Origin of the sequence: Burkholderia sp. Bp8991 (genome assembly GCF_003853795.1) — a bacterium.
Taxonomy (GTDB): domain Bacteria; phylum Pseudomonadota; class Gammaproteobacteria; order Burkholderiales; family Burkholderiaceae; genus Burkholderia.
This window is the reverse complement of the sequence record NZ_QTQJ01000001.1, coordinates 154,383-179,986: the sequence shown is the minus strand read 5'-3', so window position 1 is coordinate 179,986 and position 25,604 is coordinate 154,383. Positions and strand designations below refer to the sequence as shown.

Annotated in this window: 22 protein-coding genes and 1 tRNA gene; 10 read left to right on the top strand and 13 right to left on the bottom strand. The window is 68.5% G+C overall.

Features of this window, described 5'->3' with window-relative positions; all coding sequences use genetic code 11:
* Nucleotides 1–32: 32 nt before the first annotated feature.
* A complete protein-coding gene (locus tag DIE02_RS00835; RefSeq protein ID WP_124486218.1) occupies nucleotides 33–2,552 on the top strand; it encodes a penicillin-binding protein 1A in 2,520 nt (839 codons plus the stop codon).
* A gap of 89 nt (nucleotides 2,553–2,641) precedes the next feature.
* On the opposite strand, the gene DIE02_RS00830 is transcribed toward DIE02_RS00835, so the two are convergent.
* The 4 genes from DIE02_RS00830 to mfd all read right to left on the bottom strand — a co-directional run bounded on the left by DIE02_RS00830 (nucleotide 2,642) and on the right by mfd (nucleotide 9,113).
* Nucleotides 2,642–3,112, bottom strand: a complete 471-nt coding sequence (locus tag DIE02_RS00830; protein WP_260427287.1) for a DUF3574 domain-containing protein — start codon at nucleotides 3,110–3,112, stop codon at nucleotides 2,642–2,644.
* A gap of 133 nt (nucleotides 3,113–3,245) precedes the next feature.
* Entirely contained in the window at nucleotides 3,246–4,265 is a 1,020-nt protein-coding gene (locus DIE02_RS00825; RefSeq protein WP_124528460.1) for a threonine/serine dehydratase, read from the bottom strand.
* Nucleotides 4,266–4,325: 60 nt separating this feature from the next.
* Nucleotides 4,326–5,546: an acetylornithine deacetylase gene (argE, locus tag DIE02_RS00820; protein ID WP_124486219.1), complete on the bottom strand. Its 1,221-nt coding sequence runs from the start codon at nucleotides 5,544–5,546 to the stop codon at nucleotides 4,326–4,328.
* A 96-nt stretch (nucleotides 5,547–5,642) separates the two neighbouring features.
* Entirely contained in the window at nucleotides 5,643–9,113 is a 3,471-nt protein-coding gene (gene mfd / locus DIE02_RS00815; RefSeq protein WP_124486220.1) for a transcription-repair coupling factor, read from the bottom strand.
* A 108-nt stretch (nucleotides 9,114–9,221) separates the two neighbouring features.
* Here mfd and ispD point away from each other — a divergent pair, with 108 nt between their 5' ends.
* Together ispD and ispF are read left to right on the top strand one after the other, a co-directional pair.
* Nucleotides 9,222–9,932 (top strand): 2-C-methyl-D-erythritol 4-phosphate cytidylyltransferase, encoded by a 711-nt coding sequence (ispD, locus tag DIE02_RS00810; RefSeq protein WP_124486221.1) that lies wholly within the window; start codon nucleotides 9,222–9,224, stop codon nucleotides 9,930–9,932.
* A gap of 29 nt (nucleotides 9,933–9,961) precedes the next feature.
* Nucleotides 9,962–10,447 carry a 2-C-methyl-D-erythritol 2,4-cyclodiphosphate synthase gene (ispF, locus tag DIE02_RS00805; RefSeq protein ID WP_044843723.1) on the top strand — a complete coding sequence of 162 codons (486 nt, stop codon included), beginning with the start codon at nucleotides 9,962–9,964 and terminating at the stop codon, nucleotides 10,445–10,447.
* 138 nt (nucleotides 10,448–10,585) lie between these two features.
* On the opposite strand, the gene DIE02_RS00800 is transcribed toward ispF, so the two are convergent.
* The 4 genes from DIE02_RS00800 to ompR all read right to left on the bottom strand — a co-directional run bounded on the left by DIE02_RS00800 (nucleotide 10,586) and on the right by ompR (nucleotide 14,064).
* On the bottom strand, nucleotides 10,586–11,113 hold the full coding sequence (locus DIE02_RS00800; RefSeq protein WP_044843722.1) for a carboxymuconolactone decarboxylase family protein: 528 nt from the start codon (nucleotides 11,111–11,113) through the stop codon (nucleotides 10,586–10,588).
* A gap of 76 nt (nucleotides 11,114–11,189) precedes the next feature.
* Nucleotides 11,190–11,738, bottom strand: coding sequence for a peroxiredoxin (locus tag DIE02_RS00795; RefSeq protein WP_006478563.1), 549 nt, complete (start codon nucleotides 11,736–11,738; stop codon nucleotides 11,190–11,192).
* Between the two features lie 189 nt (nucleotides 11,739–11,927).
* Nucleotides 11,928–13,289: an ATP-binding protein gene (locus DIE02_RS00790; protein WP_044843721.1), complete on the bottom strand. Its 1,362-nt coding sequence runs from the start codon at nucleotides 13,287–13,289 to the stop codon at nucleotides 11,928–11,930.
* Between the two features lie 40 nt (nucleotides 13,290–13,329).
* A complete protein-coding gene (gene ompR / locus DIE02_RS00785; protein ID WP_004192636.1) occupies nucleotides 13,330–14,064 on the bottom strand; it encodes a two-component system response regulator OmpR in 735 nt (244 codons plus the stop codon).
* A 258-nt stretch (nucleotides 14,065–14,322) separates the two neighbouring features.
* Between ompR and DIE02_RS00780 the strand changes: the two genes are divergently transcribed.
* The 3 genes from DIE02_RS00780 (at nucleotide 14,323) to DIE02_RS00770 (ending at nucleotide 17,521) form a co-directional block, all read left to right on the top strand.
* Nucleotides 14,323–14,601, top strand: coding sequence for a hypothetical protein (locus DIE02_RS00780; protein ID WP_124486222.1), 279 nt, complete (start codon nucleotides 14,323–14,325; stop codon nucleotides 14,599–14,601).
* Nucleotides 14,602–14,721: 120 nt separating this feature from the next.
* Entirely contained in the window at nucleotides 14,722–16,224 is a 1,503-nt protein-coding gene (locus DIE02_RS00775; RefSeq protein ID WP_124486223.1) for a DUF1800 family protein, read from the top strand.
* 76 nt (nucleotides 16,225–16,300) lie between these two features.
* Nucleotides 16,301–17,521 carry a DUF1501 domain-containing protein gene (locus DIE02_RS00770; protein WP_124486224.1) on the top strand — a complete coding sequence of 407 codons (1,221 nt, stop codon included), beginning with the start codon at nucleotides 16,301–16,303 and terminating at the stop codon, nucleotides 17,519–17,521.
* Nucleotides 17,522–17,545: 24 nt separating this feature from the next.
* Here the strand turns inward: DIE02_RS00770 and hpnD are convergent, their stop codons facing one another.
* Nucleotides 17,546–18,379: a presqualene diphosphate synthase HpnD gene (hpnD, locus tag DIE02_RS00765; RefSeq protein WP_124486225.1), complete on the bottom strand. Its 834-nt coding sequence runs from the start codon at nucleotides 18,377–18,379 to the stop codon at nucleotides 17,546–17,548.
* Between the two features lie 244 nt (nucleotides 18,380–18,623).
* Between hpnD and DIE02_RS00760 the strand changes: the two genes are divergently transcribed.
* Nucleotides 18,624–18,710: transfer RNA gene (locus DIE02_RS00760), tRNA-Leu, on the top strand.
* 193 nt (nucleotides 18,711–18,903) lie between these two features.
* A complete protein-coding gene (locus DIE02_RS00755; protein ID WP_124486226.1) occupies nucleotides 18,904–19,197 on the top strand; it encodes a hypothetical protein in 294 nt (97 codons plus the stop codon).
* Between the two features lie 92 nt (nucleotides 19,198–19,289).
* On the opposite strand, the gene DIE02_RS00750 is transcribed toward DIE02_RS00755, so the two are convergent.
* From DIE02_RS00750 to DIE02_RS00735, 4 genes are all read right to left on the bottom strand, one after another.
* Nucleotides 19,290–19,520 (bottom strand): hypothetical protein, encoded by a 231-nt coding sequence (locus DIE02_RS00750; protein ID WP_044843684.1) that lies wholly within the window; start codon nucleotides 19,518–19,520, stop codon nucleotides 19,290–19,292.
* A 97-nt stretch (nucleotides 19,521–19,617) separates the two neighbouring features.
* A complete protein-coding gene (locus DIE02_RS00745; protein WP_124486227.1) occupies nucleotides 19,618–20,727 on the bottom strand; it encodes a class II histone deacetylase in 1,110 nt (369 codons plus the stop codon).
* A gap of 16 nt (nucleotides 20,728–20,743) precedes the next feature.
* Nucleotides 20,744–21,964, bottom strand: a complete 1,221-nt coding sequence (locus DIE02_RS00740) for an MFS transporter (protein WP_124486228.1) — start codon at nucleotides 21,962–21,964, stop codon at nucleotides 20,744–20,746.
* 22 nt (nucleotides 21,965–21,986) lie between these two features.
* Nucleotides 21,987–23,033: a porin gene (locus DIE02_RS00735; protein WP_124486229.1), complete on the bottom strand. Its 1,047-nt coding sequence runs from the start codon at nucleotides 23,031–23,033 to the stop codon at nucleotides 21,987–21,989.
* A 302-nt stretch (nucleotides 23,034–23,335) separates the two neighbouring features.
* Here DIE02_RS00735 and DIE02_RS00730 point away from each other — a divergent pair, with 302 nt between their 5' ends.
* Entirely contained in the window at nucleotides 23,336–24,481 is a 1,146-nt protein-coding gene (locus DIE02_RS00730; protein WP_124486230.1) for a helix-turn-helix transcriptional regulator, read from the top strand.
* A gap of 101 nt (nucleotides 24,482–24,582) precedes the next feature.
* Nucleotides 24,583–25,581, top strand: coding sequence for a 2-dehydropantoate 2-reductase (locus tag DIE02_RS00725; RefSeq protein ID WP_124486231.1), 999 nt, complete (start codon nucleotides 24,583–24,585; stop codon nucleotides 25,579–25,581).
* Nucleotides 25,582–25,604 lie beyond the last annotated feature (23 nt).

Genomic DNA, 25,604 nt, shown 5'->3' with positions numbered 1-25,604 from the left:
TCCGAGGGCGCCACGCCGCCCGCCATTCCGACATGCCAATCATCAAACGACCGTCTTCTCCTTCCGACCGGAACGAACCTCACTACACGTTGCGCCGTTCGCCGTCGGGGGCCTATTACCCCGATGACGACGAGCGCGGCGACGACCGGCGCGCGCAGCGCCGCGGCGGCGGGGACGGCGCGCGCCGCTCGTTCGGCTCGCGCGTCGCGCTGTGGTTCGTCGGCCTGATCGCGACGCTCGCGATCGTCGGTGCGCTGATCGTCGGCTACGCGCTCGTCGTGATGGCGCCGCAACTGCCGTCGCTCGATGCGCTGACCAACTACCAGCCGAAGGTGCCGCTGCGCGTGTTCAGCGCCGATCACGTGCTGATCGGCGAGTTCGGCGAGGAGCGCCGCAGCCTCGTGCGCTTCCAGGACATTCCCGACGTGATGAAGAAGGCGGTGCTCGCGATCGAGGACTACCGCTTCTACGAACACGGCGGCGTAGACTTCCTCGGCATCCTGCGCGCCGGCGTGGCCGACCTGATGCACGGTGGCGCGCGCCAGGGCGCGAGCACGATCACGATGCAGGTCGCGCGCAACTTCTTCCTGTCGAGCGAGAAGACGTATACGCGCAAGATCTACGAGATGCTGCTCGCGTACAAGATCGAGAAGGCGCTGACGAAGGACCAGATCCTCGAGCTGTACATGAACCAGATCTACCTGGGCCAGCGCTCGTACGGTTTCGCGGCCGCCGCGCGCGTGTATTTCGGCAAGGACCTGAAGGACATCACGCTCGCCGAGGCGGCGATGCTCGCGGGGCTGCCGAAGGCGCCGTCCGCGTACAACCCGGTCGTCAATCCGAAGCGCGCGAAGGTGCGCCAGGAGTACATCCTGAAGCGCATGCTCGAGATCGGCTACATCACGCAGCCGCAGTACGACCAGGCGGTGAAGGAAGAGATCCGCGTGCGCACGCCGGGCAACCAGTACGCGGTGCACGGCGAATACGTCGCCGAGATGGTGCGGCAGATGATGTACCAGCAGTACAAGGACGAAACCTATACGCGCGGGCTGACCGTCACGACGACGATCAACTCGGCCGACCAGGAAGCCGCGTACCAGGCCGTGCGCCGCGGCATTCTCGATTACGAGCGCCGCCACGGCTATCGCGGGCCGGAAGGCTCGATCAACTTGCCGGCGGCCGGCGACGATCGCGACGAGGCGATCGACGACGCGCTCGCCGATCACCCGGACAACGGCGACCTGCAGTCGGCGGTGGTGCTGTCGGCGTCGCCGAACGCGGTCGAGGTGCAGTTCGTCGGCGGCGCCACGACGACGATCGGCCCGGCCGGCCTGCGCTTCGTGTCGGCCGCGCTGAGCCCGCGCGCGAACGCGACGCTGCACATCAAGCCGGGCTCGATCGTGCGCGTGCTGAAGGACGGCAAGACGGGCTGGCAGATCGTGCAGCTGCCGCAGGTCGAAGGCGCGCTCGTCGCGATCGCGCCGCAGGACGGTGCGATCCGTTCGCTCGTCGGCGGCTTCGACTTCAACAAGAGCAAGTTCAACCACGTGACGCAGGCGTGGCGTCAGCCGGGTTCGTCGTTCAAGCCGTTCATTTATTCGGCGTCGCTCGACAAGGGCCTCGGGCCGGCGACGATCATCAACGATGCGCCGCTGTACTTCCCGCCGAGCGTGCCGGGCGGCACCGCGTGGGAACCGAAGGACGACGACCAGCCCGACGGCCCGATGTCGATGCGCACCGGCCTGCAGCGTTCGAAGAACCTCGTGTCGATCCGGATCCTCGCGTCGATCGGCACGCAGTACGCGCAGGAGTACGTGACGCAGCGCTTCGGCTTCGATCCGGCGAAGACGCCGCCGTACCTGCCGATGGCGCTCGGCGCCGGCCTCGTGACGCCGCTGCAGCTCGCGACCGGCTATGCGGTCTTCGCGAACGGCGGCTACAAGGTCGATCCGTACCTGATCGCCGAAGTCGACGACGCGCGCGGCCAGCCGCTGCAGAAATCGCAGCCGGTGATCGCCGGCGGCACCGCGCCGCGCACGATCGAAGGCCGCAACGCATACGTGATGAACAGCCTGCTGCACACGGTCGCGACGGCCGGTACGGGCGCGGGCACCAACGCGCTCGGCCGCAGCGACCTGCAGGGCAAGACGGGCACGACGAACGATGCGAAGGACGGCTGGTTCGCCGGCTACCAGCAGTCGCTCGTCGCGGTCGCGTGGATGGGCTTCGACCAGCCGAAGAGCCTCGGTAGCCGCGAATTCGGCGCGCAGCTCGCGTTGCCGATCTGGGTGAACTACATGCGCACCGCGCTGAACGGCGTGCCCGAGCAGCAGATGCCGATGCCGGACGGCCTGACCTCGATCGACGGCGAGCTGTACTACGCCGATCGCACGCCGGGCAACGGCTTCGTCGGCAGCGTGGACATCAACCCGGCCGCGAATGCGATCAGCGCGAACGACGCGCTCGGCTCGGCCGGCTCGGAGGGGCTCGCGCCGCCGCCCGTCACGCAGCAGGAGAAGCAGCAGATCATGGACATGTTCGAGAACAAGTAAGCGATACGCGGATGTGTCGCATGCGGCGGGCGCCTTCGGGCGCCCGTTTTTTTTATGTGTCTTCGCGCATCAGCCGGCGGGAGGACGAATCAGAACGACGCGCAGGCCGGTACGAGCGTGATGCCGACCGAGTCCTGCCGGAAGCGCTCGCGGTACGCGTGCCGGATCGCCACGAGCCGCGCGTGCGTATCGGCGGTGTCGTCGGCGACGATACGGACCACGAAACTCGCTTCGCCGATGATCCGGCCGGTGGCGCGGTCGCGCCATTGGCCGCGGGTGTCCCAGACCGTGAAACCGTCCGGAAAGCGCGGCGTGACGACCTCGGCGAGGAAGGCCGCGCGTTCCGTTTCGGTGACGGGGCCGCGTCCCGCGATATCGCGCCCGAACAGCAGGTCGGCCTGCAGCATCCGGTGCATGTCCGGCCGCAGGCAGCCAACGGAAGCGTCGACGACGGGCGAGGGCGGGGCCGCGCAACCGGCAAGCAGCGCGACGGCTGCCGCGCCGATCATCTGCCGCGTACGACGTTGCCACGCCGCGGGCCATGCGTTCGACGGCGCCATCTGCCTATTTCGCGTCCGGCGCGCTTTGCGCGCGTAAAACGCTGCGCGCTCAACCACTTGCGTGCTTGTCCGGCGGGTTATCAACAGGGCTGTCAACATAAACTGGGGATAACCCTGAGTATCGTGCGCGGGTTCAGTGCTGCAGTTTTGCGTGCGCGAGATGCATGCCGAGCGTCGCGGGATCGGTGTTCGTGCCCGACAGCAGCACGCCGACCCGCTTGCCCTGCAGCGTTTCGCGCAGCGGGCCGAGCAGCGCCGCGAGCGCTGCCGCGCACGCCGGTTCGACCGACAGCTTCAGTTGCGAGAACAGGAACAACATCGCCGCGCGCAGCGCGTCGTCGGACACCGTGACGATGCGGTCGACGTGGCGCCGGCACAGCTGGTAGCTGTACTCCTCGGTGTGCGGCGCCATCAGCGAGTCGGCGATGGTCTGCATCGCGCTCATCTGGATCGTGTGATTCGCCGCGAAGCTGCGGCTCATCGCGTCGGCGCCTTCCGGCTCGACGCCGTACACGTGCACGCTCGGATTCGCGAGCCGCAGCGCGGTCGCCATGCCGGCCGCGAGCCCGCCGCCGCCGATCGGCACGATCACCGCGTCGAGATCGGGCGTCTGCGTCGCCCATTCGTAGCCGAGCGTCGCGGTGCCGAGAATCGTGTGATAGCCATTGAACGGATGGATGAAGAAGCGACCTTCCTCGGCCTCGATCCGCCGCACGACGTCGAATGCCTGCGACGCGCTGCCGGCGAGCACGACTTCCGCGCGGTACTGCTTGCACTGCGCGATGCGCGCCGGGCTCGCGGTATGGAACATCACGACCTTCGCGCTGCTGCCGAGCCGCATCGCCGCATACGCGACGGCCGCCGCGTGATTGCCGGCCGACACGCACGTGACGCCGGCGTTCTTTCGCGCTTCGTCGAGGGCCAGCAGGTTCGTGAACGCACCGCGCGCCTTGAAGCTGCCGCTCACCTGCAGCAGCTCGAACTTGAAGTTGACGTGAGTGCCCTCGAGGGACGGTAGGTCGGCACGCTCGAACACGGGCGTGCGCGCGACCCACGGCGACAACGCGAAATGCTGCGCGGCGATTTCGTCGAGCGTCGGAATCGGTTCGCCGTCGATCGTCGTATGGGCAGTGCGCTGTTGGTCAGTCGACATGACGTGGCGGGTGGCGGGAGGGGGCCGGCCCGCACACGCAGGCCGGCGTGGCGGGGGCAGTCAGTGTGCGTCGACCGACATGCTGCGGATGAACTTGCGCAGGAACTGCTCGCAGGCGGCGAGCTGCGCGAGCTCGACATACTCGTTCGGCTTGTGCGCCTGTTCGATGTTGCCGGGCCCGCAGACGATGCTCGGGATGCCCGCGCGCTCGAACAGGCCGGCTTCCGTGCCGTAGGCGACCTTGCGCTTGTCCTGGTCGGCCGTCAGCGCGCGCACCAGCTGCGTGATCGCGGCCTGTTCGGTCGCGTCGAGCCCGGGCGCCGCGGCGATCTTCGAGAACTCGATCGCCGCGTTCGGATGCTCGCGAAGCATCTGCGGCAGCAGCGTTTCCCGCGCATACGCTTCGATGCGCGCGAAGATCTGCTCGGGATCGAGCGTCGGCAGGTTGCGGAACTCGAAGTCGAACCGGCATTCGGCCGGGACCGTGTTGATCGCGTTGCCGCCCTGGATCGTGCTCGTCTGCGCGGTCGTGAACGGCACGTCGTACAGCGCGTCGAACGGGCCTTCGGCGCGAAAGCGCTCGGCGATGTCGCGGATGTGGCAGATGAGGCGTGCCGCATATTCGATCGCGTTCAGGCCCTTCGGCGTCAGCGACGAGTGCGCCGCGTGGCCGCGCACGCAGCAGCGGTACGCGTTGATGCCCTTGTGCGCGATGATCGGCCGCATGCTGGTCGGCTCGCCGACGATGCAGCCGGACGGCTTCACGCCGCGCTTGACCAGATCGGCGATCAGCAGCGGGGCGCCCGCGCAGCCGATTTCCTCGTCGTAGGAGAGCGCGAAATGGATCGGCTTCGCGAGCTTCGTCGCCTGCATCTCGGGCAGCAGCGCGAGCGCCGCGCCGATGAAACCCTTCATGTCGCACGTGCCGCGGCCGTACAGGTGGCCGTCGCGCAACTCCGGCTCGAACGGGTTGCTGTCCCACTGCTGGCCGTCGACCGGCACGACGTCGGTGTGCCCCGACAGCACGATGCCGCCGTCGGTCGAGCCGTCGTGCGCGGGCACGGTCGCGAACAGGTTGGCCCAGCCTTCGCGCGGATCGTGCGTGAGCGTCGACTGGATGCCCTTCGCGGCGAGCGCGTCGCGCACCGTTTCGATCAGGCCGAGGTTCGGCACGCGGCTCGTCGTGTCCATCGACACCAGCTGCTTGATCCAGGGCAGGCTGACGAGCGAGGCGTCGCCTTGGGTTGCGGCGGACGGCGCCGGCGCGTCGAGAGTGGACATGGCAAAACTCCGTCTGAGGAATGGGAAAATCATACTCAAAAACGCGCCGGCCCGCCTTCGCCGGCCGCGATGCGGTGCAGCATCGTGGCCGTGCCGTCAGCGTGCCGCGCTCGCCGCGTCGGCGCGCGGGGCGAGCGCGCGCAGCGTTTCCTTGATCGTCGACACGCGGATCGCCAGATCGGGCGAGCGCGTCTCGATGCGCAGCTTGTCCTGGCCCGCGAGCTTGATGTGCCGGTGCTTCTGCACCATCTCGATGATCCGCATCGGATCGATCGGCGGGTTCGGCTCGAACTGCAGCCCGATCGCGGCCTCGCTCGCGTCGATCTTGACGATGCCGAGCGGCTTCGCGGCGAGCCGCAGCCGGTGCGTCTCGACGAGCGCGTGCGCCTGCGGCGGCAGCTTGCCGAAGCGGTCGATCAGCTCTTCCTGGATGCCGTCGATCGCGTCGCCGTGCTCGCAGTTCGCGAGCCGCTTGTACAGCGACAGCCGCTCCTGCACGTCCACGCAGTAGTCGGCCGGCAGGATCGCGGGCGCATGCAGGTTGATTTCCGTCGTCGCGGCGAGCGGGGCCGTGAGGTCGGGCTCCTTGCCGTTCTTCAGCGCCTTCACGGCGTCGTTCAGCATGTCGGTATACAGCTGGAAGCCGATCTCGTGGATCTCGCCCGACTGCTTGTCGCCGAGCACCTCGCCGGTGCCGCGGATCTCGAGGTCGTGCATCGCGAGATAGAAGCCCGAACCGAGTTCCTCCATCTGCTGGATCGCCTCGAGGCGGCGTTGCGCCTGCTTGGTCAGCGACTGCGGGTCGTGGACCAGCAGGTATGCGTACGCCTGGTGGTGCGAACGGCCGACGCGGCCGCGCAACTGGTGAAGCTGCGCGAGGCCGAACTTGTCGGCGCGGTGCATGATGATCGTGTTCGCGCTCGGCACGTCGATGCCGGTCTCGATGATCGTCGTGCACAGCAGCACGTTCGCGCGCTGCGCGACGAAATCGCGCATCACGCGTTCGAGCTCGCGCTCGTGCATCTGGCCGTGCGCGATCACGATCCGCGCTTCGGGCACGAGCTCCTCGAGCATCGCCTTGCGGTTCTCGATCGTCTCGACCTCGTTGTGCAGGAAATACACCTGGCCGCCGCGCTTCAGCTCGCGCAGCATCGCCTCGCGGATCACGCTTTCCTCCTCGCGGCGCACGAAGGTCTTGATCGCGAGCCGCTTCTGCGGCGCGGTCGCGATCACCGAGAAGTCGCGCAAGCCCTCGAGCGCCATCCCGAGCGTGCGCGGGATCGGCGTCGCGGTCAGCGTCAGCACGTCGACTTCCGCGCGCAGCGCCTTCAGCGCTTCCTTCTGGCGCACGCCGAAGCGGTGTTCCTCGTCGATGATCACGAGGCCGAGGCGCTTGAACTGCACGTCCGACGACAGCAGCTTGTGCGTGCCGATCACGATGTCGACGCTGCCTTCGTTGATCTGCGCGATCGCCGCGTTCACTTCCTTCGCGGTCTTGAAGCGCGACAGCTCGACGATGCGCACCGGCCAGTCGGCGAAGCGATCGGCGAAGGTCTGCGTGTGCTGCTCGGCGAGCAGCGTGGTCGGCGACAGCAGCGCGACCTGCTTGCCGCCCATCACCGCGATGAATGCGGCGCGCAGCGCGACCTCGGTCTTGCCGAAGCCGACGTCGCCGCACACGAGGCGGTCCATCGGCTTGCCGCTCGTCATGTCGCCGATCACGGCCGCGATCGCCGCGGCCTGGTCGGGCGTTTCCTCGAAGCCGAAGCTTTCCGCGAACTTCACGTAGTCGCGCGGCTCGAGCGCGAACGCATGGCCTTCGCGGGCCGCGCGGCGCGCGTACAGGTTCAGCAGCTCGGCCGCCGTATCGCGGATCTGCTGCGCGGCCTTGCGCTTCGCGCGCTCCCACTGGCCCGAACCGAGCGCGTGCAGCGGCGCGCTGTCGGGATCGGCGCCGCTGTAGCGCGAGATCACGTGCAGCTGCGCGACCGGCACGTAGAGCTTGCTGTCGCCCGCGTATTCGAGATGCAGGAATTCGGTCTCGCCTTCGCCGAGATCCATCGACACGAGGCCCATGTAGCGGCCGATGCCGTGCTGCGCATGCACGACCGGATCGCCGACCTTCAGCTCCGACAGGTCGCGCACCATCGCGTCGACGTTGCTCGCCTGTTCCTGGCGGCGGCGCCCGGCGCGGCGGCCGAGCGCGCCGTACAGCTCGGTCTCGGTGACGATCGCGTAGCCTTCGCCCGGCACCGCGAAGCCGCTCGCGAGCGGCGCGACGCCGAGCGCGAAGGGCGCGTCGCTTTCGAGCCAGCCCGCGAAGTGGTCGTTCGACGCCGGACGCAGGCGATGCTCGGCGAGCAGTTGCAGGATCGTCTCGCGGCGGCCGGCCGATTCGACCGTCAGCAGCACGCGCTTGCCCGACGCTTCGACGAAGGTGCGCAGCGCGGCGAGCGGATCGTCCGCGTGGCGATCGACGGTGAGCTCGGGCAAGGCCGTCGCCCAGCCGCCGGCCGGCTGCGCGGGCAGCACGACGCGCGCGAACGGCTTCGCGAACGCGAAGAAATCCTCGTCGGACAGGAACAGCCGCTGCGGCTCCAGGATCGGCCGCTCGCGGTCGTGCGCGAGGAACGCATGACGCTGCTTCGTATCGGCCGTGAAGCGGCGGATCGACGCTTCGAGGTCGCCGGCGAACACGAGGTGCGCATCCTGCGGCAGGTAGTGAAACAGCGTGGCCGTCTCGTCGAAGAACAGCGGCAGGTAGTACTCGATGCCGGCCGACGGCACGCCGTTGCCGATGTCCTTGTAGATCGGCGCGCGGCTCGGGTCGCCTTCGAAGGTCTCGCGCCAGCGGCTGCGGAAGGCCGTGCGCGCCGCTTCGTCGAACGGAAACTCGCGGCCGGGCAGGAGGCGCACGTCGCGCACCGGATAGAGGCTGCGCTGCGTATCGGGATCGAATGCGCGGATCGAGTCGACCTGGTCGTCGAACAGGTCGATCCGGTACGGCAGCGGCGAGCCCATCGGGTACAGGTCGATCAGCGAGCCGCGCACGCAGTATTCGCCGGGCCGCACGACCTGGCTCACGTGCTCGTAGCCGGCCAGCGTGAGCTGCGCCTTCAGCTTCGCCTCGTCGAGCCGCTCGCCCTGCGCGAACGCGAACGTGTACGCGGCCATGAACGACGCGGGCGGCATCCGGTACAGCGCGGTGGTCGCGGGCACCAGCAGGATGTCGCAGCGGCCCTCGCCGAGGTCGTGCAGCGTCGCGAGCCGCTCGGAGACGAGATCCTGGTGCGGCGAGAACGTGTCGTACGGCAGCGTTTCCCAGTCCGGCAGCAGGCGCACGCGCGCCTCCGGCGAGAAGTAGCGGAGTTCCTGCGACAGCCGCTGCGCGTCGACCGCGTTCGCGCAGATCACCGCAAGGAGCGGGACCGCGTCGCGGTTGTCGGCGAGATAGCGGGCGATGGCGAGTGCGTCGGCGGAGCCGTGCGCGCCGTCGAAGGCGAACCGCTGGCCCGGCTTGACGCGGGCGACGGGCGAGGCGAACGGGGTGGAAGCGTTGTCTGGCATAGGGACGGCAGGGGTGGCGGGCACGGGCGCGACGCGGCGCGCCGGTCGAGACGAAAGACCTATTATAAAATCCGCTTCTCGATTTCATCTTTCCGGCGTTTCCCCTTCGTGACTCCCCGACTTTTCGCCCTGATTCCTTGCGCCGGCACGGGCAGCCGCTCCGGTTCGGCCGTGCCGAAGCAATACCGCACGCTGGCCGGCCGCGCGCTCCTGCATTACACGCTCGCCGCGTTCGACGCGTGCAGCGAATTCGCGCAGACGCTCGTCGTCCTCGCGCCCGACGACACGCACTTCGATGCGCGCCGCTTCGCGGGCCTGCGCTTCGCGGTGCGCCGCTGCGGCGGCGGCTCGCGGCAGGCGTCGGTGCTCAACGGGCTGCTCGAGCTGGCCGAATTCGGCGCGACCGAGCAGGACTGGGTGCTCGTGCACGACGCCGCGCGCCCCGGCATCACGCCGGCGCTGATCCGCACGCTGGTCGCGACGCTGAAGGACGACCCGGTCGGCGGCATCGTCGCGCTGCCGGTGGCCGATACGCTCAAGCGCGTGCCGGCCGGCGGCGACGCGATCGCGCGCACCGAGTCGCGCGACGCGCTGTGGCAGGCGCAGACGCCGCAGATGTTCCGCATCGGCATGCTGCGCGACGCGATCCTGCGCGCGCAGCGCGAAGGGCACGACCTGACCGACGAGGCCAGCGCGATCGAATGGGCCGGCCATACGCCGCGCGTCGTGCAGGGCAGCCTGCGCAACTTCAAGGTCACGTACCCGGAAGATTTCGCGCTCGCGGAAGCGATCCTCGCGCGCCCCGCGAACGCTTCCTGACTTTCACTTCATCTCAAACCGGATTACGCATGGACTTCAGAATCGGACAAGGCTACGACGTGCACCAGCTCGTCCCGGGGCGCCCCCTCATCATCGGCGGCGTGACGATTCCGTACGAGCGCGGCCTGCTCGGCCATTCGGATGCGGACGTGCTGCTGCACGCGATCACCGACGCGCTGTTCGGCGCGGCGGCGCTCGGCGACATCGGCCGCCATTTCTCCGACACCGACGCGGCGTTCAAGGGCGCGGACAGCCGCGTGCTGCTGCGCGAATGCGTCGCCCGCGTGAAGGCGGCCGGCTTCACGATCCAGAACGTCGACAGCACGGTGATCGCGCAGGCGCCGAAGCTCGCGCCGCACATCGACGGGATGCGCGCGAACCTCGCGGCCGATCTCGGCCTGCCGCTCGAGCGCGTGAACGTGAAGGCGAAGACCAACGAGAAGCTCGGCTACCTCGGCCGCGGCGAGGGCATCGAGGCGCAGGCCGCCGCGTTGCTGGTGAAGCAGGGCGCGTGAGCGCCCGACGCCGGTCCGAAGCGGCGCGCAGGTTGCGCCGCCGGAATGAAAAATGCCACGCGCTTGCGTGGCATTTTCGTTTTGCGGCGCGATCCGGCGCGCTTGACCGCCGTATCGCGCTGCCGTTCGCGTGGCTGCTTATTCGCCTTCGGCGGCGATCACCTGCGCGGCGGCGTTGATCACCGACGCGATGCGGCCGACGTCGCGCAGCTGCGTCGTCGTCATCCCTTGCTCGTTCTTCAGCAGCGCGTAGTGCGACTTCACGCAGAAGTGGCACTTGCCGACGATCGACGCGGCGAGCGCGTACATCTCGAAGCGGCGCTTGTCGACGCCGCCGTGCGACGCATACGCGCCCATCCGCAGCTCGGCGCGCTGCGTCTTCAGGTCGGCATCGTCGGCCATCTCGACATACGGATACCAGGTGTTGTTCATCCCCATCAGCGCGGCCGCCGTCAGCACGGCGTTCGTCTCTTCGGGCGACAGCACGCCGGCTTCGCGGATCGTCTTCACGAGCACGGTGCTCTTCGCCGCGACCGCCGCCGCCAGCGCGACGCCGACTGCATCGGTGCCTTCGAGCGACGAGCGCGAGATCGTGCCGTCGAGGTTCAGGCGAATGTCCTTCGCGTAGTCGGGGATACGTGCCTTAATCGAATCGATGAATTCCATTGATATCTCCTATGGGTTGGCCGTTAAAAAAGCCCGCAGGCAGGACGTGCGCCGCGGGCTTCGTGCATCGATGCGCTTACAGCGTTGCGCCGCCGACTGCACGGTTGCACGGGCACAGTTCGTCCGTTTGCAGGCCGTCCAGAATGCGCAGGACTTCTTCCGGGCTACGGCCGACGTTCAGGTTGTTCACCGAAACGTGCTGGATCGTGTTGTCCGGATCGACGATGAACGTTGCACGCAGGGCCACGCCGGCTTCCTTGTCGCGCACGCCGAGCTGGTCGATCAGCTCGCCCTTGACGTCGCCGAACGAGTAGTGGTTCAGCTTGTCGAGGTCCTTGTGCTCACGGCGCCATGCGAGCTTCACGAATTCGTTGTCCGAGCTGCCGCCGAGCAGGACGGCGTCGCGCTCTTCGAACTGCTTCGTCAGCTTCGCGAACTCGACGATTTCCGTCGGGCACACGAACGTGAAATCCTTCGGATAGAAGTAGATGATCTTCCACTTGCCCGGGAACGACGCTTCGGTGACGGTCTCGAACGCCGACTGGCCGTTTTCCTCGTGATTGTTGAAGCCCGGCTTCGCGGCTACGACGGTGAATGCTTCGAGTTTATCGCCCACGGTTTTCATGCGGATACTCCTGTGTGAGTTGGGAAGAAGACTGAGTCAAGCTACCTCGGTGCTGCAACGTTGATGTGACAGCATGGGCACGACTATAACACTATTAATAAGTCGCTTCAATAGTTTTTGACTAACGATTCCCATAGTTTTTTTCAACCGCGCCGATAGTGTGACGCGCAAGAAGCGTGCGCGAACGCGTCACGCCGTCGCACGCGCCTTGCCGGCGCCGGGGAATTCGAGCGTGACTTCGAGGCCCGCTTCGGGGCTGCGGTTGCGCAGGCGCAGCGCGCCGCGATAGCGGCCGACGAGGCGCAGCACGATCGCCATGCCGAGCCCCGTGCCGTCCGCCTTGGTGCGCGCCGTGTCGACGCGGTAGAACGGCCGCATCACGAGCGGCAGCTGGTCCTCGGGGATGCCCGGGCCCTCGTCGCTCACCGACAGCTCGACGCGCGCGTGCGTCACGCGCGTCTCGAGCGTGATGCGCGACACGCCGTCGTCGCGGCTCTGGCCGTATTTGCGCGCGTTCTCGACGAGGTTGCCGATCACGCGGCGCATGTCGGTCTCGTCGGCTTCGATCACGGCGGTCGGCGCGAGCCGCGTGCGGATCTCGACGCCGTCCTCGCCCGACACGCGCGCGGCGACTTCGTGCGCGATCGACGACAGGTCGACCGGCTCCGGCTTGCGCTGGGTCGGACGCGCGTAGTCGATGAAGGCCGCGATGATGCGGTCCATCTGCTCGATGTCGTCGACCATCGCGTCCTTGGTTGCCTGGTCGGACGGGCTCATCTCGGTCTCGAGCCGCAGCCGCGCGAGCGGCGTGCGCAGGTCGTGCGAGATGCCCGCGAGCATCAGCGCGCGGTCGGCCTCGAGCTGTTCAAGGTCGCGCACCATCTGGTTGAAGCTGCGGTTGGTGTCGGCCGCGACGCCCATCCCGCGCTCGGGCAGCAGCTCGGGCGTCTGGCCCGAGCCGATCTGCCGCGCGGCGAGCGCGAGCCGCGAGAACGGCCGGTTCACGAGGCTCGTGATGAACGCCGAGCCGAACAGCGACAGCGCGAGCGCGAACAGGCCCCAGCCGGCCCACTGCAGGCCCGTGACGCTGTCGAGCTGGTCGCGGTCGAGCGCGACCCAGTAATCGTCGTCGTCGATCTTGAAGCTGATCCACACGCCCGGGATGTCGTTGACCGACTGCGCGATCACGGTATCGTCGCCGAGCCGGCTGCGGATGTCGTGTTCGATCAGGCGGTTCAGCGATTCGTCGGGCTGCAGCTTGAACTTGTCGGTCTTTTCGCGCGGGTACACGCGCACGCCCTCGTTGCTCTCGAGATCCTGCAGCAGCGCGCGCCGCAGATCGGGATCGGAATAGAGCAGGGCGGTGCGCGTGAGCTTCACGATCGCGACGAGCTGGAGCGCGACGCGCTGCGCGCGCGGCTCGCGCTCGATCACGCGAAAGCTCTGGAACCACGCGGCGAGACTGACCGAGATCAGCAGCGCGATCAGCAGGAAGGTGCGCCAGAACAGCCCGCCGAATGCGAGCTGCAGGAGGCGCCGGTCGATACGCATGGGACGGGCCGTGGACGGGCGAAACCGGAAAGAGAAAAGATCAGGCGGCGCCGTCCGGAATGAACACGTAGCCGAGGCCCCAGACGGTCTGGATGAAACGCGGGCTGCCCGGATCCGGTTCGATCAGCTTGCGCAGGCGCGAGATCTGCACGTCGAGGCTGCGGTCGAACACTTCGTATTCACGGCCGCGCGCGAGCTCCATCAGCTTTTCGCGCGACAGCGGCTGGCGCGGATGGCGCGCGAACACCTTCAGCACCGAGAATTCGCCGGTCGTCAGCGGAATTTCCTGGCCCGACTTCGTCAGCGTGCGCGTCGCGAGGTTCAGCGAGAACTCGCCGAACTCGAACACCTCGGTGGTTTCCGACGGTGCGCCAGGCAGTTCGGCCGGCGCCTGGCGGCGCAGCACCGCGTGAATGCGCGCGACGAGTTCGCGCGGGTTGAACGGTTTCGGCAGGTAGTCGTCGGCGCCCATCTCGAGGCCGACGATGCGGTCGACGTCCTCGCCCTTCGCGGTGAGCATGATGATCGGCGTGCGGTCGTTGCTGCCGCGCAGGCGGCGGCAGATCGACAGGCCGTCTTCACCCGGCAGCATCAGGTCGAGCACCAGCAGGTCGAAGCGCTCGCGCACCCAGAGCTTGTTCATCGCGGTCGCGTTCTCCGCGACGTACACGTTGAAACCCTGCTCGCCGAGATAGCGGCGCAGCAGATCGCGCAGGCGCGGGTCGTCGTCGACGACGAGAATCTTGGAGGGGTTTTTCGTTTCCATGAGCGGCATCTTATCGCGAATGGGAAATCACGCACGGTCGCGTATTTTCGCGCGTTACAGTCCGTTACAAAATTTACCCGTAGTGTCGCGCGGAGTAAAGGCAGGCTATAGAGATTCCTTTACTCGAAGCTGAAATTCGGTAGATACTCCCCTGCACTCCATCTTTCATCTTTGTACACCCGAATTCCGCAGGGTTTTTCAAGTACCAGAGGTAACCGGTTGCCGCGTGACGAAGGGAACAAATCGACCAAAGAAGCGAGGACGGTCATGCGATCTGCCCGGATTGCACTGATGCTGACGATCGCACTTGCCGGTCCATATGCGTCGAACTTCGCGTATGCGCAGCGCCCCGAGCAGGGCGCCTCGTCGCGCAAGCTGCCGCGCGGCAAAGCGCCGCAGCCCGACCGCGCCGCCGACACGGCGGTCCGTTCCGCCGTGCCTCCCGATCTCGATCAGCACCGTCGCGACGGGCACATGACGCCCGAGGAGCGCCACCTGCTGCGCCAGCACATCGAGGACGCCGTTCGCGAGCTGTACAAGCGCTGACACGCACGCGCGTTCGCACGGCGCGGAAAGATTCCGTAGCAATTTTTCGGTCAACTTTCGGATGCGTGCCGCCGTTGAACCGGCATCCGCACCGCCGGTGCGCTCCGGGAGTCCACGACGATGAAAGCGAACGCTGCCGCCCCGGCCTCGCCCGCGATGCAGGCGCCTCTCGACGCCGACGATGCGCTGTTCTTCCTGAGCCGTACCGGCTTTTCTCCCGCACCGGCCGAGGTTGCCCGCATCGTCGGGATGACGCGCGCGCAAGTGGTGGCCGATACGCTCGGCAACGTGCGCCGCGAGCCCGTGACGGCCTCGCCCGACTGGATCGCCGAGCTGCCGCCGACGCGCGCGCAGCGTCAGGCGCTGACGCCCGACATGCGCCGCGACGAGCAGCGCGAGCGCAATGTCCGCTACGATGCGCTGCGCGCCGCCTGGGTCAACGAGATGATCGTCACGCCGTCGCCGCTCACCGAGCGCATGACGCTGTTCTGGCACGGGCACTTCACGTCCGGGCAGGACAAGGTCCCGTATCCGCAGACGATGGCCGCGCAGAATGCATTGTTTCGGCGCGAGGCGCTCGGCAACTTCGGCACGCTGCTGCATGCGGTCGCGAAGGATCCGGCGATGCTCCAGTATCTCGACGGCGCGAGCAACCGCAAGGGCCGCCCGAACGAGAATTTCGCGCGCGAGGTGATGGAGCTGTTCACGCTCGGCGAAGGGCATTACTCGCAGCGGGACGTGACCGAAGCCGCGCGCGCGATGACCGGCTGGAGCGTCGATCCCGATACGCTGCGCTTCGAGGTGCGGCCCGACTGGCACGACGCGGGCGACAAGACGATCCTCGGCGAGACCGGCGCGTTCGACGGCGACGGGTTTCTCGACATCCTGTTGAAGCGGCCCGAGACGGCAAGCTTCATCGCCGGCAAGCTGTGGCACGAATTCGTGTCCGATACGCCCGACGCCGGCGCGCTCGATGCCGTGGCCGAGCGGTTTCGCGCCAGCGGCTACGACATACGCGCGGCGCTCGCCGCGCTCTGGTCGACCGACGCGTTCTGGGATCCGCGCAATCGCGGCGTGCTCGTGAAGTCGCCGGCCGAGTTCGTCGTCGGGTCGGTGCGGCTGTTCGACGTCGCGTACGGCGATCCGCAGACGCTCGCGAACACCGTGCGCACGCTCGGGCAGAACCTGTTCTATCCGCCGAACGTGAAGGGCTGGCCGGGCGGCGCGATGTGGATCAACAGCACCACGCTGCTGGCGCGCAAGCAGTTCGTCGAGCAGTTGTTCCGCGCGACCGAGACGGCCGGCATGCGCTCGCCCGCGCATGCGATGGCGCCGCCGTCGCCGAATGCGCGGGCGCAGGCGATACCGGTTGCGGACGCCGCGTCGGTTGCCGGCATGCGCGGCGCGCCGGTCAAACTCGCGCGCGGCGGCCTGCGATTCGACCTCGAACGCTGGCTCGCGCAGTATCGTGCGCGGCCGCAGGCGATTGCGGGATTGTCGACCGAGCTCCAGCTGCAGCATGCGGTGTTGCCGGTGTCGCCGGTCGCGGCGATCGATACGGACTCGACCGGCAGCGCGTATCTCGAGGCGCTGCTGATGGATCCGGCCTATCAACTGAAATGACTGAAACGACCGAAACGACGACGAACAGGCACGCTGCCGCGGTGGCCATGCCGCACGGCGAGCCGAAGGATGCACGATGAACCGACGTGATTTTCTGACGCTGACGGGCGCCGCGGCCGCGGCGGGCGTGTCGTTGTGGCAGCCGCCCGCGCAGGCGGCATCGATGGTCGCGGTCAGGCGCCAGCCGGCGACCGGTTATGCGAACGTGCTGATCCTCGTCGAACTGAAGGGCGGCAACGACGGCCTCAACACGGTGGTGCCCTATGCGGATCCGCTCTACTACCAGTTCCGCCGCAGCATCGGCATCAAGCGCGACCAGGTGCTGCAGCTCGACGCGCAGACGGGGCTGCACCCGTCGCTCGCGCCGTTGATGCCGCTGTGGCGCGACGGACAGGTCGCGATCGTGCAGGGCGTCGGTTATCCGCAGCCGAACCTGTCGCATTTCCGCTCGATCGAGATCTGGGACACCGCGTCGCGCTCGGACCAGTACCTGCACGAAGGCTGGCTCACGCGCACGTTCGCGCAGGCGCCGGTGCCGCCCGGCTTCGCGGCGGACGGCGTCGTGCTCGGCAGTGCGGAGATGGGACCGCTCGCGAACGGCGCGCGCGCGATCGCGCTCGTCAATCCCGCGCAGTTCATCCGCGCGGCGCGGTTGGCCGAACCGTCGTCGCTGCGCGAACGGAACCCGGCGCTCGCGCACATCATCGAGGTCGAGAACGACATCGTGAAGGCGGCCGACCGGCTGCGCCCGCGCGGCGGGATGCGCGAGTTCAGGACGGCCTTTCCGGCCGGTACGTTCGGGACCTCGGTGAAGACCGCGATGCAGGTGCTCGCGGCATGCGAGGCGTCCGGGCCCGGCGCGCAGGACGGCGTCGCGGTGCTGCGGCTCACGCTCAACGGTTTCGATACGCACCAGAACCAGCCGGGGCAGCAGGCGGCGCTGCTCAGGCAGTTCGCGGAAGGGATGAGTGCGATGCGCGGCGCGCTGGTCGAGCTCGGGCGCTGGAACCAGACGCTCGTGATGACGTATGCGGAATTCGGGCGGCGCGTGCGCGAGAACCAGAGCAACGGCACCGATCACGGTACCGCCGCGCCGCATTTCGTGATGGGCGGCCGCGTGGCCGGCGGGCTGTACGGCGCGACGCCGGCACTCGGGCATCTCGACGGCAACGGCAACCTGCCGGTCGCCGTCGATTTCCGCCAGCTCTATGCGACCGTGCTCGGGCCGTGGTGGGGGCTCGATGCGACGCACGTGCTGCAGCAGCGCTTCGAGACGCTGCCGCTGCTGAAGGTGTGAGGCGGTCGTGCGTGACGGGGCGGATCAGCGGCCGCGTGCGGCGCGCCACGCGATCCACAGCTTGCGGATCGGCGTCAGCGCGATACGCTGGTGCAGCACCTGGTAGCCGTCGCGCTCGATTTCGTCGAGCAGCGCGCCGGCCAGTGCGATCTGCGCACGCAGCGTGCGTTGCGCGCGGCGTTCGGACGCGGGGATCGCCGCGTCGGCGGCGGCGAGCGCTTCGCGCGCGCGGGCCGTCTGAAACTGCAGCAGCTCGCTGAAGGCCGGGCTGTAGCGGCGATTCAGCAGGTCGGCGGCGGTCACGTTGTAGCGTTGCAGTTCGTCGATCGGCAGATAGATGCGGCCGTGGCGCGCATCGTTGCCGAGTTCCTGCACGAATTGCGCGAGCATCAGCGCGTGGCCGGCCTGCGCGGCCCACGGTTGCGGTTCGGCCGGATTCGCGGCGCTTGCGCGCGCGACCAGCGACGCGAAGGTGCCGCCGACCTGCGCGATGTAGCGCTGCAGGTTCGCGAAATCCAGGTAACGCGCCTGTTCCAGATCCATCCCGTAACCGTTGACGAGCGTGCGCAGCGCGTCGGTTTCTGCGCCGATCGCCGGGTGGTGCTGCGCGAGCGCCTTCGTGACCGGGTGCGACGGTTCGCCGGCGGCGAGCGCCGCGAGTTCCTTGTGCCACCACGCGAGTTTCGTGTGTCCGACGGTCGGATCGCTGGTTTCCTTGACGGTTTCCTCGAGTTCGCGGCGCAGCGCGAACAGGGCCGTCAGGCGCGGTGCGGCGACGAGCGGCGCCTGGCGCAGCGCGTAATAGACGCTGGAGCCCGCGGGGGCGGCCTTTTGCTGACAGTAGTCGTCGAAGTTCACGGGTGGGGTCGTGGCGGAGGCGGATTCGGGGGGCGCGTGCCGGCGGGTGGCCGGCACGTCGAGCGCGGCATTCTAGCACCGCTGTCCGACGGGCGCCGGCGGGGCGAGACAATGCTGCGCGGATCGGGTAGAATCTCGCGCTCGCCTGATCGGGCGTGCCGGTTTTCGGGTTTTCGGGCCGGCATGACGCCCGGGCGCGTGGAGCACGCTTCTTGCGTGCCGCGCGGTCAGGCGACAGGAATGCGCGTGAGTGGCGAAATTGGTAGACGCACCAGGTTTAGGTCCTGACGCCCGCAAGGGTGTGCCGGTTCGAGTCCGGCCTCACGCACCACGAAGTCGAACGGGCTCCGCCCAGGACCGTTCAAAAAAGCGCTGCCGGTCGGCTGACCGGCAGCGCTTTTTTGTTGATGACGATTTTCGCCGATACACGGCTCCTGTCCAGCGCACGGAAATTCGGGTCGCGTAGCGCGTATCATCTCTTCATTACAGTTCCTGTACGCAGCGCTCCCTGCCAAGGACCGTCCATGAAGAAGAACATCGCACACACATCGATTGCCGTACTCACGCTCGCGCTGGCCGTACCGGCATCTGCCACGACGGCCGCCGACAACGTCGCGTGGAGCGCCAGGTCCGTGCAGACCGGCGCAGCCTCCCCGGAGTGTTCGGCCTATTCGGGCCGGCTGATTTCGAGCGGGGTGTCGCTGTCGGGCGAAACCGTCCTGAAATCGGTCGGCACGGCGCTGCTCGGTTCCGCACTGGGTTTCGCCAGCGGGTATCAGGGCGCGGTTCCCAACCCGTGTCGGCACGCGGGCTTGTGAGCGGCCGGGAGCGGACCGCCAATATTGCTACCGCATTTGATGAAAGGCGCCGCGCGTCGACCGACCGCGGCGCTTTGTCGTTCGGCGCGCGCCTAGTCCCAGAAACTCCGCACCGCGACCGCCACGATCACCGGCACCGAAAACACCAGCGGAATCGCGAAATACTGCGCTTCGCGATCGACGATCCAGCTATAGATCAACCACGCGACGCCGATCGCGAACGTGACGAGGCCGACCAGCACCGCGGCGATATTCAGGGCGAGCTTCGAAGGCTGGCGGCGCGCTTTGTCGTTGGTGTCGGGTTCGCGCGGAGACGATTTCATCTGAAGAGGGGCCCGGGCCTGGCAGGTATAAAAGCACAGGAAACCCCATCCGCACCGATCGCGCAAGGGCCGGCCCCATCTCGTTGGTGAGCGCGCGTTACAACCCGAACGACGCGGCCAGTTCGTCGAGCAGCTCGCGCTGGAACGTGACGAACCGCTCGCCCGGCTGCTGCGCGATCGCGAGGTCGAGCATCGGATCGGCGACCTCGGTGCGGATGCCGGCCAGTTCCTCGACGATCGCGAGTCCGCAGAACGGCACGTAAGCCTCCGAATAGCCGCCTTCGTGCACGATCACGAGCCGTCCGCCGCAGTGGCGCCGTGCCGCCTCCTTCACCGCCCGCGTCATGTACCGGTAACTGTCGGTATGCAACTGCATGCGCGCGAGCGGGTCGACCGCGCTGGCATCGAGACCGCTCGCGACGACGATCAGCTCCGGCCGGAACCGTTCCAGCGCCGGCAGCACGATCCGCTCGAACGCATGGCGATACGCGTCGTCGCCGCTGCCCGCGAGCAGCGGCACGTTCAGGTTCGCGCCGACGCCCGCGCCTTCGCCGCGCTCGTCGCCGCCGCTGTAGCCGGGCGGAAAGCAGCGGTCCTGGTGCAGCGAGATCGTCAGCGTGTCCGGATCGTCGTAGTAGATCGACTGCGTGCCGTTGCCGTGATGCACGTCCCAGTCGATCACCGCGACGCGCTCGATCGCATGCTTCGCGCGCGCGGCCTCGATCGCGATCGGGATGTTCGCGAGCAGGCAGAAGCCCATCGGGCGATCGCGCAGGCAGTGATGGCCGGGCGGGCGCGACAGCGAGAACGCGTTGGCCGCATGCCCGCCGACGACCGTGTCGACTGCCGCGATCGCGAGGCCGGCGGACAGCGCGGCGATCTCGTAGCTCCCTTTGCCGAACGGCGCGAGATCGCCGAGGTCGCCGCCGTTCGCATCGCTGAGCGCGCGGAACGCGTCGAGATAGCTCGCCGGATGAATCCGCAGCAGATCGCCGGTGGTGGCCGGCGCGGCACCGCGCAGGTCGAGGTGAGCGGCAAGGCCCGACGCCTGCACGAGCGACAGGAAGCGCCGCTTCGAATCGGGCGATTCCGCGTAGCCGGCGCTCGATGGCGGCTGGACCCAGCCGCCGACCGGGAAGAACAGCGCGTGCGTGCCGCCGGTGTGCCAGAACGTGCGTTCGTCGGTGAAGAAGGCAGTGCGATTCATGGATGTGCTTGACCCGTCACGGTTGGGAGGAAATGGCAGCCGCGGCAATCCGCGCGCGGCGATCGATATGGCGCAGCGCGGCGAACGACGCGATCGCGACGGCAGTGGCGGCCGCGAACAGCGCGTGCATCGTGCCGCCGGCATCGAGCAACAGCCCGGCGAGCAGCGGGCCGGCCGCGAGGCCCGCACCGATCACGAAATTGAGCGTCGCGACGAGGCGCCCGGACGTATCGATCTGTGCGACGGTCGCGAGAATGAACGGCAGTACGAACGTCCACGCGAACTTGAACGCGAAGATCGCGGCGCTGTAGCCGCGCGCATGCGGCAGCGCGGCGAGTGCGACGAGCGACGCCGCGAGCAGCGCGTAGCCGGCGGCCAGCATCGTGCGCCGCGCAAGCCGGCCGCCCGCGCAGGATGCGAGCGCCGCGCCGGCAATTCCCATCACGCTCGCGATCGCGAGCACGTTGCCGGTCGCTTGCGGATCGAGTCCGGCTTCCGCCGCCGCGCGGCTCGCGAAGGTCCACACGCTGCCGATCGCGAGATAGAACGTCAGCACCGCACCGATCGCGAGCGCGACGAAGCGCTGCGGCGTATTCGTCGCAGCGCCGCGCGCGGCCCGCGCCGACGCGCTCCGCGCACCGAGCGTGGCCGGAAAGCCGCGCGACAGCGGCGCGGCAAGCAGCGCGAGCACGGCCAGCGCGACGTACAGCGCGCGCAGCCCGAACCCGGCGAACACGTATGGCAGCACGAACAAGCCGATCGCGCCGGCGATCAACTGGCCGACGACCCAGAGGCCGTACACGCGATCGCTGTTCTCGCTCGTGGCCGCACTGGTCATGCAGAGCACCATCAGCGAGCCGCCGCCGAGCGCGGTGACGGCTCGCAACGCGAGCAGCGTGACGAAGCCGGGCATCCAAAGCGCGGTCAGGAGATTGCCCGCGCCGAACAGCGCGATCGCGCAGGCGGCAACGCGGCGCGCATCGACACGGCCGAGCCACAGGTACGACGGCACGGTCGCGAGGCTGAACGCACCGAGTTCGACGAAGAAGTAGGTGCCGATCTGCGACGCGGACAGCCCGAGCTGTGTCGCCAACTGACCGGCGACGGCCGGCGCGACGAGCAGCAGCAGCGGCGTGATGGCCGCGAACACGACGAGGGCGACGAGCGTCGAGCGCGCGAACCGCGACGCGCGGCCGTCGGACGGCAGTGCTGCATCGGTGGAGCAAAGGGTTTTCATGGCGGAATCTCGCTGGACGGAATCAGAACAGGTGGTACATGCCGACCATCGCGCCGAACTGCGATGCGCCGGCGAGCGGTGTCGGGTCGTATTCGTAGACGGTCTGCGAACTCTGGCCGCTGTTGCGCGCATAACCGAGGTTCAGGTAGGCGACGGTGCGTTTCGACAGCGCGTAGGTGGTGCTCGCGATGAACAGCGTCGGGCGGCCGATCGTCGGCGTGTGCGAATCGGTGTGGTAGACGCCCGCGTTCAGCCCGATTCCGCCCGACGTCAGGTAGCGCGCGCCGCCCCAGACGATCGTGCGCGCCGCATCGAGGTCGCCGGTCAGGCGTTCGACGCCCGCGTAGACGGTGAGCGGCAGCGTCGCGAACGCATAACGCGCGGCGAGCGTGCCGAGCTCGCGGCGGCGCGCGGACGCGTCGCCCGCCGCCGACGCGTCGCCGTGCGCCTGATGCAGCACCGCGCTGACCGACAGCCCGTTGCTCGTGTACTGGCCGCCGAGTTCGAGCACGCGCCCCGCGCGCGTATTGCCCGCGACGCCGGCCGTCGCGGCGAGGGCCTCGACATCGAAGCCGGCGAACGCCGGCGACTGGTACTTGATCGAGTGGTCGATGAAGTTCGCGTTCATCGGCACGACCACACCCTGGCCGCTGTACGACGCGTACCACAGCGGGTCGTAGAACAGCGTCTTGTCGAACAGCACGCTGAACTGCCGGCCGAGCGTGACGGTGCCGACGGGCCCCGCGATGCCGACGTACGCGCCGCGGAAGAACGCGTAGCCGGGGACGGTCGCGGTGCCGTCGTTGATGTTGAGACCCTGTTCGAGCTTGAACAGCGCGCGCCAGCCGCCGCCGAGATCCTCGGTGCCCTTGAGCCCGACCTGCGACGGCAGGATGCCGTAGTTCTGCAACTGCACGGCCGCGTGCCGTCCGTCGGCATGCGTCAGGTACTGCACGCCGGCGTCGAGCGCGCCGTACAGCGTGAGGGTCGATTGCGCGTGTGCGGCGAAGCTGCACGCAGCGAGCGCAGCGGCGGCCGTCGCCGTGCGGATGAAGCGGGGTGTCATCACGTGGGGTTCTCCATACCGTCCTGCATCGTTTGTCGTTGGTGTTGTCGCGACGCAGTGTCCGCAGCGGGAAAACCGGCGAACAGTCGTGCAGATGAACGGTATGGAAAACCCGCGGTGCACGGCATGGACGCGCCGCGACGCCGCGGCGCGGCGTGCTGCGCGGCAGCAACGGGCGGCGTCCCGTTCAAATGGATGGGGCTGTCGTGTACTCCGGCGGCGGCGCCCGCCAAAAATGCCGGTCGCTATAATCGGCCGGTCTGCGTTGCGCGCATCAGCGGCCCGATCGGGCAGGGGAGCGGAAGGTGAGGATCACGACGGATATCGGGCAGGATCTCGACGCGTTGCGCGACGTGCCGGCCGCGATCGTGCTCGAGGAATCCGCCTGGCCGCCGCTGCCGCCGCGCCGCGCCGATTTCGACGGCGTGACCCGCGGCGACGCGGCGCGGCGCGAACTCGGCCTGATGCTGCTCGATCTGTACGCGCTCGCCGCGCAGTCGGGCATCGGCGAATTCGAGTGCCGCTTCTTTTCGCTGCTGCAGGGGCTCATCCCGTTCGACGCCGCGTGGACCGGCGTCGCGACGCACGTGCCGACCGGCCCCGTGATGCACAACAGTTTCCTCTACCGTCTGCCGCATGCGTTCTTCAGCGACTGGAAACGCGTGCGCGACTGCGATCCGCTCGCGCAGCGCACGCTGCTCGGCGCGCACGGTCGCGCGGTGCGATTGTCGGTCGTCGAGCCCGGGTTCGACGCGCGGTTTCGCGACTGGTGCGTGAAGTACGGGCTGGCGCAACTGATGTGCGTGTGTACGCTCGACCGCCGCTTCGGGCTGACGACGTTCATGTCGATCTACCGCCAGGGCCTGAACCGTCCGTTCAGCGACGACGACGCGAGCCGCTTCGAGGAAGTGATCCCGCATCTGGCGGCCGCGCTGACGATCAATCGCGCGGCGCAGCTCACGCGCGAGCGCGGCGACGCGGTGGCGCCGGCGGCGCGCGCGCTGTGCGACAACTTCGGCGTGCTGCATCACGCCGATCACGGCTTCGACGACGTGCTGCGCACCGAATGGCCGGCGTGGACGGGCCCGCGCGTACCGGAGCCGCTGGTCGCGCACGTGCGGCGCCAGTCGGGCCAGCCGTTCATCGGCGATGCGTTGCGCATCCAGTGCGTGCCCGTCGCGGGACTGTTCCAGATCGAGGCGCGGCCGCGCTCGCTGCTCGACCGGCTGAGTCCGCGCGAGCTGGCGGCGATCCGCTATTACGGTGCCGGCCGTTCGCACAAGGAGGTCGCGCAGCAGATGGCGATTTCGCCGACGACCGTGCGTCACTACCTGCGCTGCGCGTACCGCAAGCTCGGCATGCACGACAAGAGCCAGATCGCCGGCGTGCTCGGCGCGACGGGCGGCCCGACCGACGACGAGCCGGTGGAGGCGGGTGGCGCGGCGCGCTGAATCGCTCGTGCCGGCATCGGCATGCGGGTGCTGGCACGAATGGTTGTATCCGCAACCATTGAGCGTTATGCTCGTCAGCTCCCGGTAGACGGATTTCCATCATGAACGACACGAATTCAGGGTCGGTGCGCGCGGCGGTGGTCGGTGTCGGCGCGATCGGCGGGTTGCTCGCGGCCGCGCTGTCGCGGGCCGGCATGACGGTGAGCGCATTCGCGCGCGGTGCGACGCTCGATGCACTGGACACGCACGGCGTGCGCGTGATCGACGAGGCGGGCGTCATGTCGTCGGTCCCGGTGCGCGCGAGCGACGACGCGGTTGCGCTCGGCGTGCAGGACTACGTGGTGATCGCGCTGAAGGCGCAGGCGCTGCCGGCGCTGGCCGCGCGCATCGCGCCGCTGGTCGGGCCCGGCACGGTGATCGTCGCCGCGATGAACGGGCTGCCGTGGTGGATCACGCACGGGCTCGCGGGCCCGCTCGACGGCGTGCCGCTCGACGCGGTCGACCCGGCGGGTGCAGTCTCGGCGGCGTTGCCGCCCGCACAGGCGATCGGCTGCGTCGTGCACCTGTCGTCGAGCACCGATGCGCCGGGTGTCGTGCGCCGCGGCCGCGGCAACCGCCTGATCGTCGGCTCGCCCGACCATCGGCTCGCCGCGCCGACCGCGCGGTTCGCGGCGGCGCTTGCCGCGGGCGGCTTCGACGTCGAGTCGACGCCGGCGATCCGCACCGAGATCTGGGCGAAGCTGTGGGGCAACATGAACATGAATCCGTTGAGCGCGCTGACGGGGTCGACCGCCGAGCAGCTGCTCGACGATCCGTTCACGCGGGATCTCGCGTTGCGGATGATGGAGGAGGCGGCCGCGATCGGCGCGAAGCTCGGCCTCGATGCGGGGATGAGCGGGCCGGAGCGGATTGCCGTGACGCGCAAGCTCGGCGCGTTCAAGACATCGATGCTGCAGGATTTCGAGGCCGGGCGGCCGCTGGAAATCGGGCCGATCCTCGGCGTGTTTCCTGAACTGGGGCGCAAGCTCGGCGTGCCGACGCCGTATTGCGACGCGGTGCTGGGGTTGCTGCGTCAGCGTGCGGCGAACAGCGGGCTGTAGCGGAGGGAGAGCGCGGCGGCGAT